Below are 16,763 nucleotides of genomic sequence, written 5' to 3'. Positions count from 1 at the left end.
CAGGTGGTTCGCCTGGAAAAATAGCCAGATGAAAAATCCCCGCCATTAACAATGGCGGGGATTTTTATTGAGTTTCACGGCATGGTCACTGACGTTTTGACTTTATACCGGAAAAGAGTGCGCTTTGCCCAGAATAGGTTTAAGCCTTGTTTTGATTCTTGTCTTGGTTTTTAGTTTTCAGGGCTGACAGCCTGGCCGAGGCCAGCCCCAGTAAACTGCCATTCGGGTAGTGACCGCGCTTGTCGGCCTTGCCGGTTTCCATATCACACAGCAATGCCATCGCCTCGGTCACATGCTCGACCGTCCAGATATGGAACTTGCCCTTGCTGATGGCGTCCACCACAGGCTTTTTCAGCATCAGGTTGTGGGCGTTGGCCGCGGGAATGATTACCCCTTGGGTATGTCTGCGCCCCTTGATGGCACAGACATCGAAAAAGCCTTCAATCTTTTCATTGACCCCGCCTATGGGCTGGGCTTCACCGAACTGGTTCATTGAACCTGTTATGGCAATATCCTGGCGCAGGGGAACCTGGGCGATTGCAGAGATAATGGCGCAGCATTCGGCCATGGAGGCACTGTCGCCATCGACCCCGGAATAAGATTGCTCGAAGGTCAAGGAGGTGGTCAGCGGAATATCGGCCTCGCGTCCCAACAGGGTTTTGATATAGGCCGAGAGGATCCACACCCCCTTGGAGTGAATACGGCCGCCGAGGCGCACCTTGTGTTCAATGTCCAACACTTCGCCCTTGCCAAAGGCTGTGGTCGCGCTGATACGGTTGGGCAGGCCAAACTGATGATCTGTGGTGGCGATGACCGACAGGGCGTTGACCTGGCCACAGACCTTGCCGTGCACATCAATCAGGGTGGTGCCCTTGTGAAAGCTCTGCATCAGTTGATCCCTGAGACGCGATACCCTTTGCTCCTGCTGCGCCAGTGCCTGCTCCACATGTGCGAGGCGAATACTGCGGGCGTTGGCCGCCTTGGCGCAGTAGTGGGTCTCCCGCAGCAGATTGGCGATATTGGCCGAATGCAGTGACAGTTGGGTTTGGTCATCGGCCTGGCGCGAGCTGAATTCGATTATCCGCGCAATGGCGCTGCGATCGCAGTGCAGCATCTGGTTGTCGTGCACTATCGAGGAGATAAATCTGGCATAGAAGCATTCGGCCTTCGGACTTCTTGGCATCACATCTTCAAAGTCGGCGGTTACCCGAAACAGCTCACTGAAGTCGGGATCATAATGCTGTAGTAACTGGTAGGTCTGGTTGTCACCGAAGAGCACGATTTTGACATCCAGAGGGATAGGCTCAGGTGCCAGTGAAACTGTGCCGGACAGGGAGACTTCACGCTCCAGCGAGCTGAGGTCCAGACTGCGGGAACGCAGTGCCCGTTTGAGTCCGTCCCAAACGTAGGGCCGCTCCAGCACCTTGACCGCATCCATAAGCAGCACCCCGCCATTGGCCTTGTGCAGGCTGCCGGGTCGGATCAGCGAAAAGTCGGTAAAGACAGTGCCGCGGTAAGTGGCGTTTTCCACATATCCAAACAGGCCGTGATAGGTGGGGTTTTCCTCTACCACCACAGGGAATTTCTGCTCTTCCTGTTCTACCAAGAGATTAACCTGATAGCGCCTGGGCATTTTCTTTTCCAGCGAGGCATAAGCCAGCGCCAGTTGGTCTTCACTCTCCTCAAGGAAGATATCCAGGTTGCCGAGCATATCTTTTTGCATCGCCGTCAGAAAAGAGCGGATTTCCGGCAGACTGCGGTATTCATCCTTGAGCGGCTTGAAGAAATGGCTCAGTACTTCGCGGGCCACCTGTTCATCGTGCTCCTGCTGCTTGGTGCTGAACTCCTCTTCCCATTCGGTCAATTGGCGAATAATGCCCCTTAGGCGCGATTCCAAGTGTTTGATATTCTGTTCAAACAGCTGTTGCTCGGCTTCTGGCAGGGCGAGATAGGTTTCCTCGGTATGCGGCTCTTCGCCGTTCAGCGCCATCAACTGATACTCGCCCTGAGTGTTGATGGAGAGGCTTATTTTCATCCCCTTGGCTTCTTCGCTCAGAGCCAGCAGCGCCGCTTCCTGTTTTTGCGCCAACTGACTTTTGAGCTTGTCGGCGCGGCGGTAATACATCTCGTTGTCAAACGCCAACGGCAGCGCCTTGACCAGCCTGAGAACCAGTTTTTCCATCTCTTTCTTGAAAGTGACGCCCTTGCCGGCGGGCAGTTTGAGCACCTTTGGGGTCCGGGTCTGGTCGAAGTTGGCCACATAACACCAGTCGTTAAGTGTCTTGTCGGTAAATTCATGGCGCTTGAGATAACGCAGCATCATGGTGCGTTTGCCCAGACCATTTTGGCCTATGGCATAGATGTTGTAGCCCTTCTCCTTGATGGACATGGCAAATTCCACCGCACTCTGGGCCCGCTCCTGGCCTATGATGTCATCCAGCGGCTCCAGTTCGCGGGTAGATTTGACCTCATCTCCCAGATTGTCGAGATTGGCGGGACGATATACCTGACTGGCATCTAAGCTGGTGACGGCCATGGGCGCTTCCTTGTTCAAATAGGGCAGAGAAAAGTAAAACTGCTTTTTATGACAATAAGATGCGCTGCAGCCTAAAGCAAACGTCAAGCCGAATAAGTCTCTCGGGCGGTTAATTTTTCACCCGTAAGCCACGTTTGCTGCCTGAACCCAGGGATAACATCTATTCGGCACCGGGTAGCAGGGTATAATGGCGGTTTGCTCTAAGCTTTATTTTTGAAGGACTCTCCATGGAATTTACCGCTTTTTCTCTGCCCGAATCGCTACTGACCAATCTGGCCGGACTGGGTTTTAGCAAGGCAACCCAAGTGCAGGCAGAGGCTATTCCTTTGGTGCTCGCCGGCAGCGATCTCCTGGTGCAGGCACAGACGGGCACAGGGAAAACCGCCGCCTTTGCCTTGCCGCTGCTGGCGCGTTTACTGCCCGCCACGGCTGAGAGAGCAGTAAAACCCGCAGCGCCCAAGGCTCTGGTGCTGGTGCCTACCCGGGAGTTGGCGCAGCAGGTTTTCGATAACATTAAAAGCTATGCCAAGGGCTGCGAGCTGAAGATTGCCATTGCCTATGGCGGCGTGCCACTCGATGGGCAGCTAAAGAACTTCAAGGATGGCGTTGATCTCTTGGTCGCCACGCCCGGGCGCCTGCTGGATCATCTTAAAAAGCGCAGTCTCAGGCTGGATAAGGTTGAAACCTTGGTGTTTGATGAGGCCGACCGCATGTTGGACATGGGGTTTGAAGATGAGATCTCGGCGCTGATGAAAAAGATGGCCAAACAGCGCCAGACTCTGCTGTTTTCCGCCACCTTCAACGACAACATCTGGCACCTGGCCAAGACTTTGCTGCAGTCTCCCAAAGTGCTGGAGCTGCAAGCATCAGAGCAGGATGGCAGTATCAAAGAGCGATTGATTGAGCTCGATAGCGAGCGTAAGGCCGCCGCCGTTGCCGCCCTTTGTCGCCGGCACGACTGGCGTCAGGTGTTGCTGTTCAGCCGCACCAAGGAGGGCGCCGACAAACTGGTCTGTGAGCTCAGTGCCGAGGGCTTGGCCGCCAGTGCGCTGCACTCAGATCTGAGTCAGGCCCAGCGGGAGCAGACCTATCAGGCGTTCAAGGCGGGTGAATACCGTTTGCTGGTGGCCACGGATGTTGCCGCCAGAGGCCTGGATGTAGCGGCCTTGCCTTGCGTTATCAATCTGGAGCTGCCGTTCAAGCGCGAAGATTATCTACACCGCATTGGCCGCACCGGCCGCGCCGGCATGGAAGGGCTCGCCATCACCCTATTCAGTCGTGACGACGAGCGCCTCCTCGAAGAGCTGGAAGCCATGCTCGACAGGCGCCTCCCCAGAGAATGGCTGCCCGGGTTTGAGCCGGATCTCAACCGCAGTTTCGACGCGCCGAAAAACCAGAGTAAAGCCGCCCAAAAGCAGCGGGCCCGCAAGAGAGCGCTTGGTAAAAGATAGCAAGTCCGATTTAGTTGAGCCTACTTGGGTTAATCAACCGCAAATGCCAACAACATAAGTATTCTGCTCCTGATGGATTCGAGGCCTTCGCTGGCATGGGTGCCAGAGTAGAGCCATCAGGGATGATTTCACGGCGTGCCGAGAAGCCGTTAGGACGAAAGCCCACGGCAGGTGCTTGAGAGTTTTGCCGAGTGGAAATCTATGCTGTTCAAGCCGTTTGAGTCGATGCATCCCCTTTATCTTTGGGGTGGCCGATGGGCTGGAAAGCTATTGGGTTCATTCGCCAAAGTGGGTCAGTTGCGCTAAGCTAGTGGCCCGGTTTTCAAGAAACAGTCTCCTGGGGGAGCCATGTTCGTAGTCGATACCCATACCCACACAGTTGCCTCTACTCACGCCTACAGCACGATCCATGATTATCTGGCAGTCGCCAAGCACAAAGGGATCCGTTTGTTTGCCACCACAGATCATGGTCCGGCGATGGCCGATGCACCGCATTTCTGGCATTTCGTGAATCTCAGGGTGTTGCCGCGGATAGTCGACGGCGTGGGGATATTGCGCGGGATTGAAGCCAATATTACCAATCTGGAGGGGGAAATCGACTTCTTTGGTGAGTTCCTGGAAGAGCTGGACTTGGTGCAGGCCGGGTTTCACGAGCCGGTATTCCCTCCCGCCGACAGTGACAGCCACACTCAGGCGCTGCTGAACTGCATTCGCAGCGGCAAGGTCGATATCATTACCCACCCAGGCAACCCCAAATATCCACTGGATCAGGAGCTGATTGTCCGCGCCGCCGCCGAGCATAATGTGGCGCTGGAGATCAATAACTCCTCTTTTGCCTGCTCCCGCAAGGGCAGTGAAGACAGCTGCCTCAATATTGCCAAACTGGCGAAACGATTCGACGCCCAATTGGTGATGGGATCAGATTCCCATGTGGCCTTCAGTCTGGGTGAGTTCCCGCTGGCGCTTGAGATAGTGGATGCAGCCGGTTATCCAAGAGACAGGCTGCTCAATCGCGAGCCATTGGCACTGCTGAATTTCCTGCAGCAGCGAGGCCACAAGACGCTTGGTGAGTTAATCGACTACTTTGAGAGTGAGGCGGTTGCAGGCTAACCTGGTTCGCCTGCTTTAAGTATACGAACCACAAAAATCCATCAACTGATTAGCCATGAATCCCAAATCGTGACAGCCAAGACTACCCGAATATTGATCACCGGCGCTCATGGTCAGCTCGGACAGGCGCTGCTGGCGAACTTACCTTGGTTACCCGAGTTTTCGCCTTCCAGGCTGCGAATGAAGATACCTGAGGTAAGCCTGGTGCCCGGCAGTGCTGTAGAGCCCCGCAGTGCTGTAGCACCTGGCAGCGCAATTGAAATTGTGGCGCTCGGGCATCAGCAGCTGGATTTAACCTCGGCAGATTTGCCTGAGCGGCTCAGTGAAATCAATGCTGATGTGATAATCAACTGCGCCGCCTACAACGCCGTGGATGCGGCCGAGCAGGATATGGCTGCCGCGATGGCGCTTAATGCCGAAGCGCCGGAGCGTTTGGCTATCTGGTGCCGGCAACAGGGTGCTTGGCTTATCCATATTTCGAGCGACTATGTCTTCGGGAATGTCTTCGGAAATGTCTTCGGAAATGTCTTCGGGAAGGATTTGGGAAATGCTCTTGGAAACGTTTCTGGAAATGCAGCGGCCAATATGCTCGGGAATGCGCCCAGAGCCTTGACCGAGAGTGATGTTTGCGAGCCTTTGAGCCTGTACGGTCAGAGCAAGCTCGCCGGCGAGCAGCGCTTGCTTAAGGCCAATCCCGGCGCCCTGGTGCTGAGAACCTCTTGGCTTTACAGCCGTTTTGGCAGCAACTTTGTGTTGAACATGCGGCGATTGCTGACCGGGCGTCCGGAACTCAAGGTGGTGGCGGATCAAGTCGGCACGCCAACCTGGGCCGAGGCGTTGGCGCGGCTTATCTGGCAGTTGCTCATCTGGTTTCATCTTAAGCCAGAGAAGTCCGCGGTGCTGAGCGGCTGCTTTCATTACGCGGCAACGGGGCAGTGCAGCTGGTATCTTTTCACCAAAGAGATAGCCGAGCAAATCGCCAAGCAGCAGTGCAATTCAGCGCCAAGCTCTCAGGCGGCGGTGCCATTGCAAACCGCGTTGCAATCTCAGGCCGCGTTGCAATCTCAAGCTACATTACATGCTCAACCAAACCCGGCGCCAATCACGCCAGGGTGCCGGATAACGCCTGTCAGCACAGCAGAGTACGGCGCCTTATTGAATCGAGCGCAGGCGCCGCGCCCGGCGTATTCGGCGCTCGATTCAAGCGCTCTCAAAGATGCCATGGCGGCCATGCCTTCGGCATTTCGCTGCTATTTGCCAAAAGACTATCCATCACCCATCTGGCTTTCCTGGCAGGCGCAGCTGGCGCTGATGCTTTCGGGGCTTGGTGCACCTTCCTTGGATTGAATGGGGTTAAACAGGATGAAAAGTAAGGCAAAACCGGCTGTAGATTATAACCAGTAGCTAAAGGTTATACCCACCAAAGCCGGGTGGCTGGCATAATAAACTATCTTGTTGATCCAAAGGATGAAACCTTGTCGAATAATCCCCCCAAGACCTTGCTTGATGCCAAGCAGCTGACACTCTTGACCGAGATGGCCCGCGCCGCCGGTGAGGCGATAATGCACTACTATCAGGGCGGCGAACTGGCGATTGAGCACAAGGCCGATGACAGTCCGGTCACGGCTGCCGATCTTGCCAGTCACGCCGTGTTGCAACAGGCGCTGGCGCGTGAGTTTCCAGCCTGGCCACAGATGTCGGAAGAAGCGGCGGATATCCCCTGGGCGCAGCGGCAGGGCTGGGAAACCTATTGGCTTATCGACCCACTCGACGGCACCAAGGAGTTTATCAAGGGCAACGGTGAATTTACCGTCAACATTGCGCTTATTCACCGAGGCCAGGCGGTCGCAGGTGTTGTCTATGTGCCTGCCACAGCCGTGTGCTATTTGGGTGCACTGGGACTTGGTGCCTGGCGTGAGACCCCAAATGCGGCTGGATACCAGCGGGTGGAATTGAATGCCAGGGCCGGAGTTAAGCGCCAGGTTCCTGTGATTGTCGGCAGTCGCTCGCACTCGAGCCCGGGGCTTGGCGAGTATCTGCAGCAGCTTGGTGAGCACGAAATGAAGAGTGTCGGCTCATCACTCAAATTCTGCCTGCTTGCTGAGGGCAAGGCGGACATCTACCCCAGATTGGGCCCTACCAGTGAATGGGACACGGCGGCGGCTCAGGCCGTGCTTGAGAGTGCCGGTGGCCGAGTTTTGGAATATCCAGCAGGCAACAACTTAAAATATAACCAAAAAGAAACTATCCTCAATCCTTGGTTTATCGCATACAGCGCCGATTGGCCGTGCGATTAAAGCAGATACAAACACCGGAGTTGAAAGCATGATGCGTATCGGCGTTGATTTGGGCGGCACTAAAATTGAATTGGTGGCTCTGGGTGATTCCGGGAGTGAGCTGTTTCGCAAGCGAATTGCCACCCCCAGAGACTATCAGGCGACCCTTGAGGCCATCTGTGCCTTGGTCGATGAAGCCGAGACGCAGCTGGAAATGACAGGAACTGTGGGTATTGGCATTCCCGGGGTGATCTCACCCTTTTCCGGTTTGGTGAAAAACGCCAACTCCACCTGGTTAAATGGTCATCCGCTCGATAGAGATCTCGAGCAGCGTCTGGGGCGCAAAGTGCGGGTTGCCAATGATGCCAACTGTTTTGCGGTCTCCGAGGCGGTGGATGGCGCCGCCGCAGGCAAAGAGGTGGTGTTCGGGGTGATCATAGGTACAGGCTGCGGTGCCGGCATTGCCATCAATGGCAGGGTACATCAGGGCGGCAATGGTATAGGCGGTGAATGGGGCCATAATCCCTTGCCCTGGATACGCGCCGAGGAGTTCAACAGCACTGAGTGTTTTTGCGGCAAGCACGACTGCATCGAAACCTTTATTTCGGGAACCGGGTTTGTCCGCGACTATAACCAGGCTGCCGGTGCGCAGCTCAGCTCAGGCGCCGAGGTGATGGCATTGCTGGAGCAGGGGGATGCCGAGGCCGGCGCGGCCTTTGAGCGCTATCTCGACCGTCTGGCCCGCTCTCTGGCCCATGTGATCAATCTGCTGGATCCGGACGCCATAGTACTCGGCGGCGGTATGTCCAATGTGCAGGCCATCTATCCGGCATTGCCGGATAGACTCAAGCGCTATGTGGTCGGCGGCGAGTGCCGAACTCCTGTGTTGCCCAATCACTACGGCTGCTCCTCCGGGGTACGCGGCGCCGCTTGGCTGTGGGGCCAGGACTGAGTTTGGCGAGGTGCCCGGGCCGTGTTACAGGTATTCGACTGAGACACTTTAGACACTCTAGGCACTTTAGACAAAAGTGGAAAGCGCTCGAACATGTATTGGGGCAAGTGAGTCCATCGCCCTTCGCCAATCACTGGTCAGCCGAGTAACGCTTCTGTAAGCTATGGCTACTTTTGCCAACCTTCGGATATCAAGCGTGTTCTGGCTGAAAAAAATCCTCTCTCAATTCTTTATGCCCATCCCTCTAACCTTGGTCACTCTGCTGCTTGCCTGTTTTTATATCCGTCGCAGGCCGGGTGTAGCGCGCGCCCTGGTGGTTTTTGCCATCACTTGGGTGCTACTGCTTTCCAGCTCTATCGGCAGCAATACACTGCTTGCCGGGCTTGAGCGTCAGTATCCACTTTATACCGCAGCGCCGGCGCGCTCCTGTGTGGTGATGGTGCTGGGTTCGGGCCATGATGATGAGGTTGGCGGACTCGCGCGACATATGTTGTCGGCAACGGCGCTTGAGCGTCTCAGTGAAGGGGTGGCGCAACTCAAGGCGGCCAACAGCAAAGATTGCCTGCTGGCGGTCAGTGGTTGGAGCGGCGGTCTTGAGCAGCAGAGTCATGCCCGGCGTATGGCCGAGGCCGCCATCGAGTTGGGGGCCGAGCCATCGCGAGTTTTAATGTTGGATTCGGCCCGCGATACCATAGAGGAAGCCCAGGCGCTGCGGCAGGCCTTCGGTGCCGGCACTGATGATAAAGGGATAGATGCCTTGGGTGGCAGACAACTGATCCTGGTCACCTCCGCCAGCCATATGCCAAGGGCGATGCGAATATTCCGCTCGACCGGGCTTGAACCTCGGGCGGCACCGACTGACTTTCTGCTTAGGCGCGATCACTGGTGGCGCCTGAGCACATCCAATCTGGATGATTCACAAAAGGCGTTGCACGAATATCTGGGATTGGCCTGGTTGACTGTTACCGGCCGCTAATGGTTCAGAACCCTGGTTATAGAATGAATAAACGGCTGATAAGCCGCTGGCAATAGAGCGAAAGCGTTATGGAAACTATCACAATAAGGCCGGGCAGTAAGCGCAATGGCATTACACTGACTCTGGCCGGAGGGCTGGGCATAGTCCTGGGGTTGGTGTTGTTTATCGGTTGGCCCTGGATGTTTGCCCCGGGCATAGTGTGTTTTGCCCTTGGGGCCGTGTCTTTGGTGCTGGGTATTGCCAAGCAGCTCGAGCCCCATGTCAGTCTTGAATTCAGCGCTGAAGGGCTGAGATTCTTCCATCGCCGCGGTAGCTTGTTTGTGGCCTGGGATAATATTCAGCGGCTGGATCAGCCCAGAGTCACCCAAGGCATGGAGCAACTGACGCTGCCCTATGTCGGGCTCAAGCTCAAACGTATCAATCCACTGCTGGATGCCATTTCACCCAGGTTGGCGACCGGGCTCTTGTCGGAGCAGCGGCCCTTGCTGATGACAGCAGCTGCCCAGGATGAAGAGCTGCAGACACTGGAAGCGGCTCTCAGCGCTGAGTTTGAACCTCTTACGGTCAATGATGAGCGTTACCGAGGCGTATTGGCCATGTTTGGCCGCCGTTGCCTGACGCTGGACAAGTACTTGGGTTATCACCTCTATATTCCCGTGGACGCATTGGATCAACCGCCGGAGAGCTTTGTCCGTAAACTGCGACAGCTGTGGCAGCAGAGGATGTCGGCTACAGAGTTGTAAGTTATGGCTTAAGTTGGATGAGGAAAGATAAGGGGACCCAAGTGGGTCCCCTTGTTGTTGCAGAGTTGAGGGAGGGCCTTGCAGGGACAGCCCTCAAGGTACGGTACTAGTGAGCACCCCCTGCGTGTACCTTATCTACGCCATAGGTCTTGCCTTCGGCGTGACAGGTGGCACAGGACTCAACCGGCAGGTTGGCGTCTGTGGCAGCATCACCGGCAACGAAGGCTCCATTACTCTTGAAGTGGGCCAGAGCGGCCGCGTCAGAGTGAGCGTGACAGGTACGGCAGGATTCGGCAACGGGAGAGATATACTCGGTAGCTGAAATCTTGATCCCACGCTTGGCTGATGTCAGGCCACCATCGGCGGCAAACAGCGGTGTGTCGTCTTTGTGGCAGGCAGCACACTCTGTTTCCACAGCTGGATAGCCGTGCAGCTCGCCTGCAGCGTCACGGAAGATGGCAGCTTCACCCCAGTTACCACTGTGGAAACGGTGGGCAACTGTCATCAGATCGCGGTTGGCATACAGGAGTCCGGGGACTTCGGCAAATATCGGCTTGCCATCGGCATCCAGATTACCCGTGTTGTACTCGGAGGTGCCGTGATAGGAGCCGTAATAGCTGTTGTTATGGCAGTCCATACACTGATCAAAGGTGTAGGTGCCGTGGCGGGTACCCTTGATGTAGTCCAGTGTGCCGTGACAGGCATTACACTTGGCTTCGCTGGCGCTCATCCGCTCTGCAATGGCAAAGCGGGCTGTGACAGCATCACCACCATCTAGGTTATAGAACTTAACGCTTGAAGTGGCGCCAATTGGATTGACGGCATCGAAGGGCATGCCTTCGGCACAGGCGGCTATCTTACCTGAGTTATCGACACAGAAGTTGGCCTCGGTTCCGATGTAAATGGTGCCCATTGCCTGAGCTTCCGGGACATCAGTAGTCAGGGTCAGCACACCATTGGCGGCGCTGCCGCTGGCAAGACCTGGCCTGCTGCCCCAGCGGGTGACTTCGCCTCTGGCATCCACATTGCCTATCAGAGTGGCGTCTTTGTTGAGCACCGCCAGTTGAGCTGCATCTGTCAGTGGTTGACCATTGAAGCTGACATTAGCAGTGATGGTAACCAGTTTATTGCCCGCTGTGGTGGAAGCCGCCGCAGTGGCCGAGGTGAACTCAACGGTCAACAGCTCGGCATATTCAGCCCGTTTACCCACTTTATGAGCTTGCACTGGGCTAAGTGCTCCGCTGCCATGGCAAGACTGACACTGGCTGTCGTCGGCCTGAGCCAGGTTGAAGTCAGAGTGGCCTACGCCGGTTTCAAAGTTAACATTGATATGGCAACCGACACAGGCTTCGCGGTAGATATTGGCGTTCCAGGAGTCACCGTTGTTGTGGCAACTGGCGCAGTTGTTAAGTTCTGCCGGGAAGCCTATTTCACCGAAGTACTCTTTGGCTTCACCGGAGAGGAAACCTGCGATGTGATGGCCGGCATGCAGCCTGTGAACCATGGGGCCGAAATCAAATACCCAACCTTCGGCTTTTTGGGCTTCGTTAGGTACCAGAGCCGGGTTGTGGCAGGCAACGCACTTCTCAGTGCTTTGGTAGTTGTGGTGCGCGTTTATCTTGGCGATGCGGCCTTCGACTTCACTGTGGCAGGCAATACAGGCGGTATCTGTTACCGTATCCTTACCTGTGGCTTCAACCAGCTCGCCGGATGCCGGAATATAATCCAGCGGCGTAGAGAGCACCTTGTCTGCTATGGCTGCGCCGCTGGTATCCTTGAGGTTATAGGCGCGCAGGAACAAGCGATGAGGTGCGCTGAGGTTGTCATTGGCATTCATGATGGGAGCGACTCCATCATGTGCCCAAGTGCCGGTATAGGTACCTGGCTCGGCCGGATCTTCAACCAGAAGACAGGCATCGCCAGTTTGACCCCTGGAGCTATAGGTGCCATCCAGGGTGCAGTACATGGAGCTGCCCAGTTCCTGAGCCGTGGCATTATTGACCCATTGCAGCGGCGCACCGCTGCCGGAACTATTGCTCATGGCGGTAATAGAGTAGAGGGCGACTTGATCCAGGCCCGTCAGTGGGACTCGCTCCCCTGAGCCGTTGGTGGCCGAGGCCTTGAACTTGAGGGCGAAGGTTTCGCCGCCTGCCAGTGTGTTGTCGGCCGGCACTATCTCGAAACTGACATCGCCGGCACTGATAATGGTGGAAGTACTTGAACCTGCGGGGGCTCCTGGCTGTCCGGGTTCGCCTGGTATGCCAGGTTCACCGGGGGCTCCGTCTTTTCCGTCCTCACCGTCCCCGCATGCGGTAAGGCACAATAGACTGGTCAGAGCCAGCGCCAGTAATGACTTATTGTGTTTTTTCATCATTGCGTCCCTTTATTCAAATTATGGGTACTGCCTGTGCAGTCATTTGAATATACATACATCCAAAGTAGTAGTTTTGACTTATTGTTTTATTTGTGAAATATGAGTTAATAAATTGATAAAGAAATAACGGGTGGCGAAATCGGTAATTTCAGTTTTTGAAATTACCGAATGCGCAGAGTGACAAGCTGAAGCTGGCTATAAGTAGCAGATAGTTCTGGACAAATAGGAGAATGGGCTAATTCTGAAGGTCGCAAAGATGCCAGGTGATCAATCAGTTCTCAATATTCAGCCTTGGGGTAGAGTTCTTGAGTGACCAGGTTCAACAACAGTTTTCTTTGTTGTTCGGAGTAACGGCGATAGCTGGGGGCCTTTTCTACCAAGGAGTAGCTTGGCAGCGAAAATGCCCGGTGGAGTTTAGCCACTTCGGTCTCGGGCAGATGTTGCACCCGCAAACCCGGCATGCCTTCAATAAGCGCCATTTCATTGGGGGTGCTGAAGGCTACACTGCTCATGGTCAACAGATGAGCATGCCATTCTTCCCTGTCGTGTACGGCATGCACTTGGGATAGGGGAATGCCTTCTTGCTGACAGAAGAGTTCCATGGGATCCATGCGCTCGTTGAAGCCCTTGATGGTCAAGTAAACGAAAGTATATTGGCTGATATCTTCGAGGGTGATAGCCGGTGATTTTTGCCACAGCGGATGATCCTCTCGGCTGACAACACACACACCCATGGTTTGCCCAAGCGAACTCAGAATGAGATCCAACTGCTCGGGGTGCTCCAGACAGACCCCTAAGTCTAATTGTCCACGGTGAATTTTTTCTGCTGAATCATCTTGCCAGGGGTAGAGTCTGATCTGGCCCAACTGCTGCTGAATGTTCGTCTGTCCCAGTTTCATCGCCAGCGAGGAAAGCAAGCCATGCGCTACGGCTACATGAATACAGATATCGCTTGAAGGCAAGCGGCTCTGATGAACTTGCTGTTCCAGGCGGTGCACTGAATGGATGAAATCGCAAACCGGTTGGTATAGATTCTCCGCCAGAGGTGTAGGCTTGAGTTGTTGCTGACGGCGATAGAAAAGCTCGTCGTCAAAGGCTAATCTCAGTGCCGCCAGGCAGCGGCTTATTTTAGGGGCAGACACTGCCAATTCTCGCGCTGTACAGTTGGCGTGCCCTGTTTCATAGATGTTCTTGAACACCATGAGGGTAAAGATATCCAGCTCACACAGCTGTTTCAATAATCGACTCGACATTAGCATCCATCCTATGGATTTATACCTCTTTGGAGATAGATGCTAGACCAGCACAAATATGATTACTGTGACTGAGCACAATTCAGTGCGCTTTTCGAATTTATTGTGATTAAAATGTGATAAAAGTCATGTTTGTGTGCTTTTTTGATCACTACTCTTGAGCTTGGAGCTTAAGTTCAGTCATAGGGGGATTATCATCGCCAAGCTCTTTAAGCAAGTTAACCTCATCTTTGACTCTGATACCGATAAATTGACCACCTTCGAAGATCTCCATTGATTTACTGGCGACTTCTCCCTCGACCGTGCCGGTACCGCAGATAGTTAATTTTTCACAGTGGAGTTTACCGCGAAATAGCCCGGAAACCTTGAGTTCCTGGCAGTTAAGTTCGCCATCAATCAGGCCGTTGGCTTCGATGATCAGCTTATTTTCAGCTGTTACTTTTCCATAGATGGCGCCGCCGACCAGGGTCTCGTCATCGAAGTGGCTCTCGCCGGTAATCTTGCTACCCTGGGCAATATAGGTGAGCCCTGCCGTTTTTTTGTTTTTACCAAACATAGTACTTTTTAGTGGTTTTATCAGGGGAAACTCGATATTACCTGTTATCACAAAGTAACAAAACCACTAATATTTGGCGCTGTGGGAGTCAGATTTTTGGCTCCCGGCAGAGCGTCAGTCGGGGTTTGGCTCTCGTAGCTTGATGGCAGAGGCGGGACAGGGGGCAACGCAGGCGCCGCAGCCACTACAGCGCTCAGCATCCAGTACCGGCAGGGCGGTAGCCCCTAAAAGGGGCGGAAAGCGGATCGCCCGTTCGTCGCAGGCATCCTTGCAGCTTTGGCAGACAATACCCTGGCGAGCGAGGCAGCTGTCGGCAAATTGGGCAATGAGCCGCCAAGGCGCTTCGCCAAGAGGCCTGAATGCCGGCTGTTCACAGTGGGTGACACAGGCCTGACAAAAGCTGCATTCGGCGCGCTGAAAGTCAAGCTCCGGAAAGCCGCCATCCCCCTTGATAAGCACTTGAGTCTCGCAGGCATCCACACAGGCGCCGCAGCGGGTGCAGGCGTCGGTAAATTCCGCCTCCGGCTTGCTCCAGGGCGGCCGAACCAGATCACTCTTGCGGCGACTGAACAGGCGTCTGCGAGAAAGATCCATGACTAACCCTTGTAACCGTTAGGGTTGTTGGATTGCCAGTTCCAGCTGGAGTCGGCCATATCCTGCAGGCTGCGCTCAGCCTTCCAGCCCAGCTCTTTGGCAGCATGGGCGGGATCAGCATAACAGGCGGCGATATCGCCGGGCCGACGCGGGGCAAACTCAAAGGGGATCGCCTTGTTACAGGCTTTTTCAAAGGCTTTGACCATCTCAAGTACACTGTAGCCCTGGCCGGTTCCCAGATTATAGGTGACCAGACCTGGATTGGTGGCGAGCTTGTCCAGAGCCTTGAGGTGACCTATGGCCAGGTCAACTACGTGGATATAGTCGCGCACACCTGTGCCGTCTACTGTGGGGTAGTCATTGCCGAAGACGCTGAGTTTATCACGCTTGCCGACGGCAACCTGGGCGATAAATGGCATCAGGTTATTTGGGATATCGTTGGGATCTTCACCGATACGGCCGCTCTTGTGGGCGCCAACCGGGTTGAAGTAACGCAAGCGGGCGATATTCCAGTTGGGTTCGGCCGCGGCTAAATCCGCCAGAATATGTTCCACCATCAGTTTGGATTGACCATAGGGGTTGGTGGCCGATGTGGGAAAAGTTTCGGTGATCGGCAGACTGGCGGGATCGCCGTAAACAGTGGCCGATGAACTGAATACCAGGTTGCGAACGCCATATTCTTTCATCACCTGACACAGAATTAGGGTGCCGGTGACATTGTTTTCATAATATTTCAGTGGCTGGGCGACGGACTCACCTACCGCCTTGAGGCCAGCGAAGTGAATAACGGCTTCGAAGCTGTGGTCGCTGAAGACTTTCTGCAGGAATGCCTTGTTGAGGATATCACCCTGATAAAAGAGTACGCTCTTGCCGCTGATCTCTTCGACTCTGGCCAGGGCTTCAACACTTGAGTTGCTCAGGTTGTCTATTACCACAACCTCTTTGCCCGCGGCCAAGAGTTCGACCAGAGTGTGGGTGCCAATATAACCGGCACCGCCGGTGACCAAAATTGTCATGCTTTACATCCTTTTATTAAATCGCCCAGATAGGCGGCAAATTCACTGCCAAGCTCGGGATGGCGCAATGCATGCTCTACCGTTGCTTGCATATAGCCAAGCTTGTTGCCACAGTCATGGCTCTTGCCACGCATATAGTAAGCGTTGACCTGCTGGCTTTGCATCAGCATGGCAATGGCATCAGTAAGCTGGATTTCATCACCGGCACCGGCCGGTGTTTTGCCTAGCAAGGGCCAAATGGCGGCAGGTAGCACATAGCGGCCCACTACAGCCAAGTTAGAGGGGGCTTCGTCGACATCCGGTTTTTCAACCAGTTTGATCAGCGGCTGGGATTCGCCCGGCTTAAGATCGTGGCCGTTGACATCGGCTATTCCGTATTGGTCTACCTTCTCGTGCGGTACACCTTCGACCATTATCTGCCCGGTTCTTGTTTGGTCGAACAGGCTGACCATTTCGGCCAGGTTATCGCGGGAAAGATCGCTGGCGGCATCGTCTACTAATACATCCGGTAGCAGCACGGCGAAGGGCTCATCACCTACTACCGGACGGGCACAGAGAATGGCATGCCCCAGCCCTTTGGCCTGAGCCTGGCGGACGCTGATAACAGTGACATTTTGCGGGCAGATGGACTGCACTTCATTGAGCAGTTGCCGCTTTACCCGGCGCTCTAGCTGGGCTTCCAGTTCAAAACTGGTATCGAAGTGGTTTTCAATGGAGTTTTTACTGGCGTGGGTGACCAGCACGATCTCCTTGATGCCGGCGGCAATCGCTTCGCTGACTACATATTGAATCAAGGGTTTATCTACTACCGGCAGCATCTCTTTGGGAATCGCCTTGGTGGCCGGCAGCATACGGGTGCCAAGACCCGCAACGGGGATCACCGCCTTGCGGATGGTGGTTGATTTTATCGGCATTCAGATACCTTG

Annotated in this window: 14 protein-coding genes; 7 read left to right on the top strand and 7 right to left on the bottom strand. The window is 54.9% G+C overall.

From position 1 onward, the window contains the following. Positions 1-139 precede the first annotated feature (139 nt). The gene (locus tag SIL79_RS19760) at positions 140-2,536 is read right to left on the bottom strand and encodes a Lon protease family protein (protein ID WP_071476260.1); all 2,397 of its coding nucleotides are present in this window, start codon (positions 2,534-2,536) and stop codon (positions 140-142) included. A 227-nt stretch (positions 2,537-2,763) separates the two neighbouring features. On the opposite strand from SIL79_RS19760, the gene SIL79_RS19755 reads away from it, so the two are divergent. From SIL79_RS19755 to SIL79_RS19725, 7 genes are all read left to right on the top strand, one after another. Beyond that, positions 2,764-3,987, top strand: a complete 1,224-nt coding sequence (locus tag SIL79_RS19755) for a DEAD/DEAH box helicase (protein WP_319619908.1) — start codon at positions 2,764-2,766, stop codon at positions 3,985-3,987. Between the two features lie 348 nt (positions 3,988-4,335). Then, positions 4,336-5,097, top strand: coding sequence for a phosphatase (locus SIL79_RS19750; protein WP_071476258.1), 762 nt, complete (start codon positions 4,336-4,338; stop codon positions 5,095-5,097). Between the two features lie 69 nt (positions 5,098-5,166). Further along, positions 5,167-6,444 carry an SDR family oxidoreductase gene (locus tag SIL79_RS19745; RefSeq protein ID WP_234500680.1) on the top strand — a complete coding sequence of 426 codons (1,278 nt, stop codon included), beginning with the start codon at positions 5,167-5,169 and terminating at the stop codon, positions 6,442-6,444. A gap of 188 nt (positions 6,445-6,632) precedes the next feature. Further along, the gene (gene cysQ, locus SIL79_RS19740; RefSeq protein ID WP_234500714.1) at positions 6,633-7,394 is read left to right on the top strand and encodes a 3'(2'),5'-bisphosphate nucleotidase CysQ; all 762 of its coding nucleotides are present in this window, start codon (positions 6,633-6,635) and stop codon (positions 7,392-7,394) included. A gap of 28 nt (positions 7,395-7,422) precedes the next feature. Further along, the gene (mak, locus tag SIL79_RS19735) at positions 7,423-8,325 is read left to right on the top strand and encodes a fructokinase (protein ID WP_071476255.1); all 903 of its coding nucleotides are present in this window, start codon (positions 7,423-7,425) and stop codon (positions 8,323-8,325) included. A gap of 196 nt (positions 8,326-8,521) precedes the next feature. Next, positions 8,522-9,301 carry a YdcF family protein gene (locus SIL79_RS19730; RefSeq protein WP_052248026.1) on the top strand — a complete coding sequence of 260 codons (780 nt, stop codon included), beginning with the start codon at positions 8,522-8,524 and terminating at the stop codon, positions 9,299-9,301. A 68-nt stretch (positions 9,302-9,369) separates the two neighbouring features. Further along, positions 9,370-10,044, top strand: a complete 675-nt coding sequence (locus tag SIL79_RS19725; RefSeq protein WP_039033774.1) for a DUF2982 domain-containing protein — start codon at positions 9,370-9,372, stop codon at positions 10,042-10,044. A gap of 106 nt (positions 10,045-10,150) precedes the next feature. Here the strand turns inward: SIL79_RS19725 and SIL79_RS19720 are convergent, their stop codons facing one another. The 6 genes from SIL79_RS19720 to galU all read right to left on the bottom strand — a co-directional run bounded on the left by SIL79_RS19720 (position 10,151) and on the right by galU (position 16,745). Next, positions 10,151-12,418 carry an OmcA/MtrC family decaheme c-type cytochrome gene (locus SIL79_RS19720; protein ID WP_319619907.1) on the bottom strand — a complete coding sequence of 756 codons (2,268 nt, stop codon included), beginning with the start codon at positions 12,416-12,418 and terminating at the stop codon, positions 10,151-10,153. 278 nt (positions 12,419-12,696) lie between these two features. After that, positions 12,697-13,671, bottom strand: a complete 975-nt coding sequence (locus tag SIL79_RS19715) for a LysR family transcriptional regulator (RefSeq protein WP_039033776.1) — start codon at positions 13,669-13,671, stop codon at positions 12,697-12,699. 151 nt (positions 13,672-13,822) lie between these two features. Beyond that, positions 13,823-14,227 (bottom strand): bactofilin family protein, encoded by a 405-nt coding sequence (locus tag SIL79_RS19710; RefSeq protein WP_039033777.1) that lies wholly within the window; start codon positions 14,225-14,227, stop codon positions 13,823-13,825. 114 nt (positions 14,228-14,341) lie between these two features. Continuing rightward, entirely contained in the window at positions 14,342-14,821 is a 480-nt protein-coding gene (gene napF / locus SIL79_RS19705; RefSeq protein WP_039033778.1) for a ferredoxin-type protein NapF, read from the bottom strand. Between the two features lie 2 nt (positions 14,822-14,823). Continuing rightward, a complete protein-coding gene (gene galE, locus SIL79_RS19700) occupies positions 14,824-15,837 on the bottom strand; it encodes a UDP-glucose 4-epimerase GalE (RefSeq protein ID WP_039033779.1) in 1,014 nt (337 codons plus the stop codon). Continuing rightward, positions 15,834-16,745 carry a UTP--glucose-1-phosphate uridylyltransferase GalU gene (gene galU, locus SIL79_RS19695; protein WP_039033810.1) on the bottom strand — a complete coding sequence of 304 codons (912 nt, stop codon included), beginning with the start codon at positions 16,743-16,745 and terminating at the stop codon, positions 15,834-15,836. The genes galE and galU overlap by 4 nt, the downstream gene beginning before the upstream one ends. Positions 16,746-16,763 lie beyond the last annotated feature (18 nt).

It is taken from the genome of Shewanella indica, from assembly GCF_033842865.1.
In the GTDB taxonomy this organism is placed as follows: Bacteria; Pseudomonadota; Gammaproteobacteria; order Enterobacterales; family Shewanellaceae; genus Shewanella; species Shewanella indica.
This window is presented reverse-complemented; position numbering and strand designations above follow the sequence as displayed.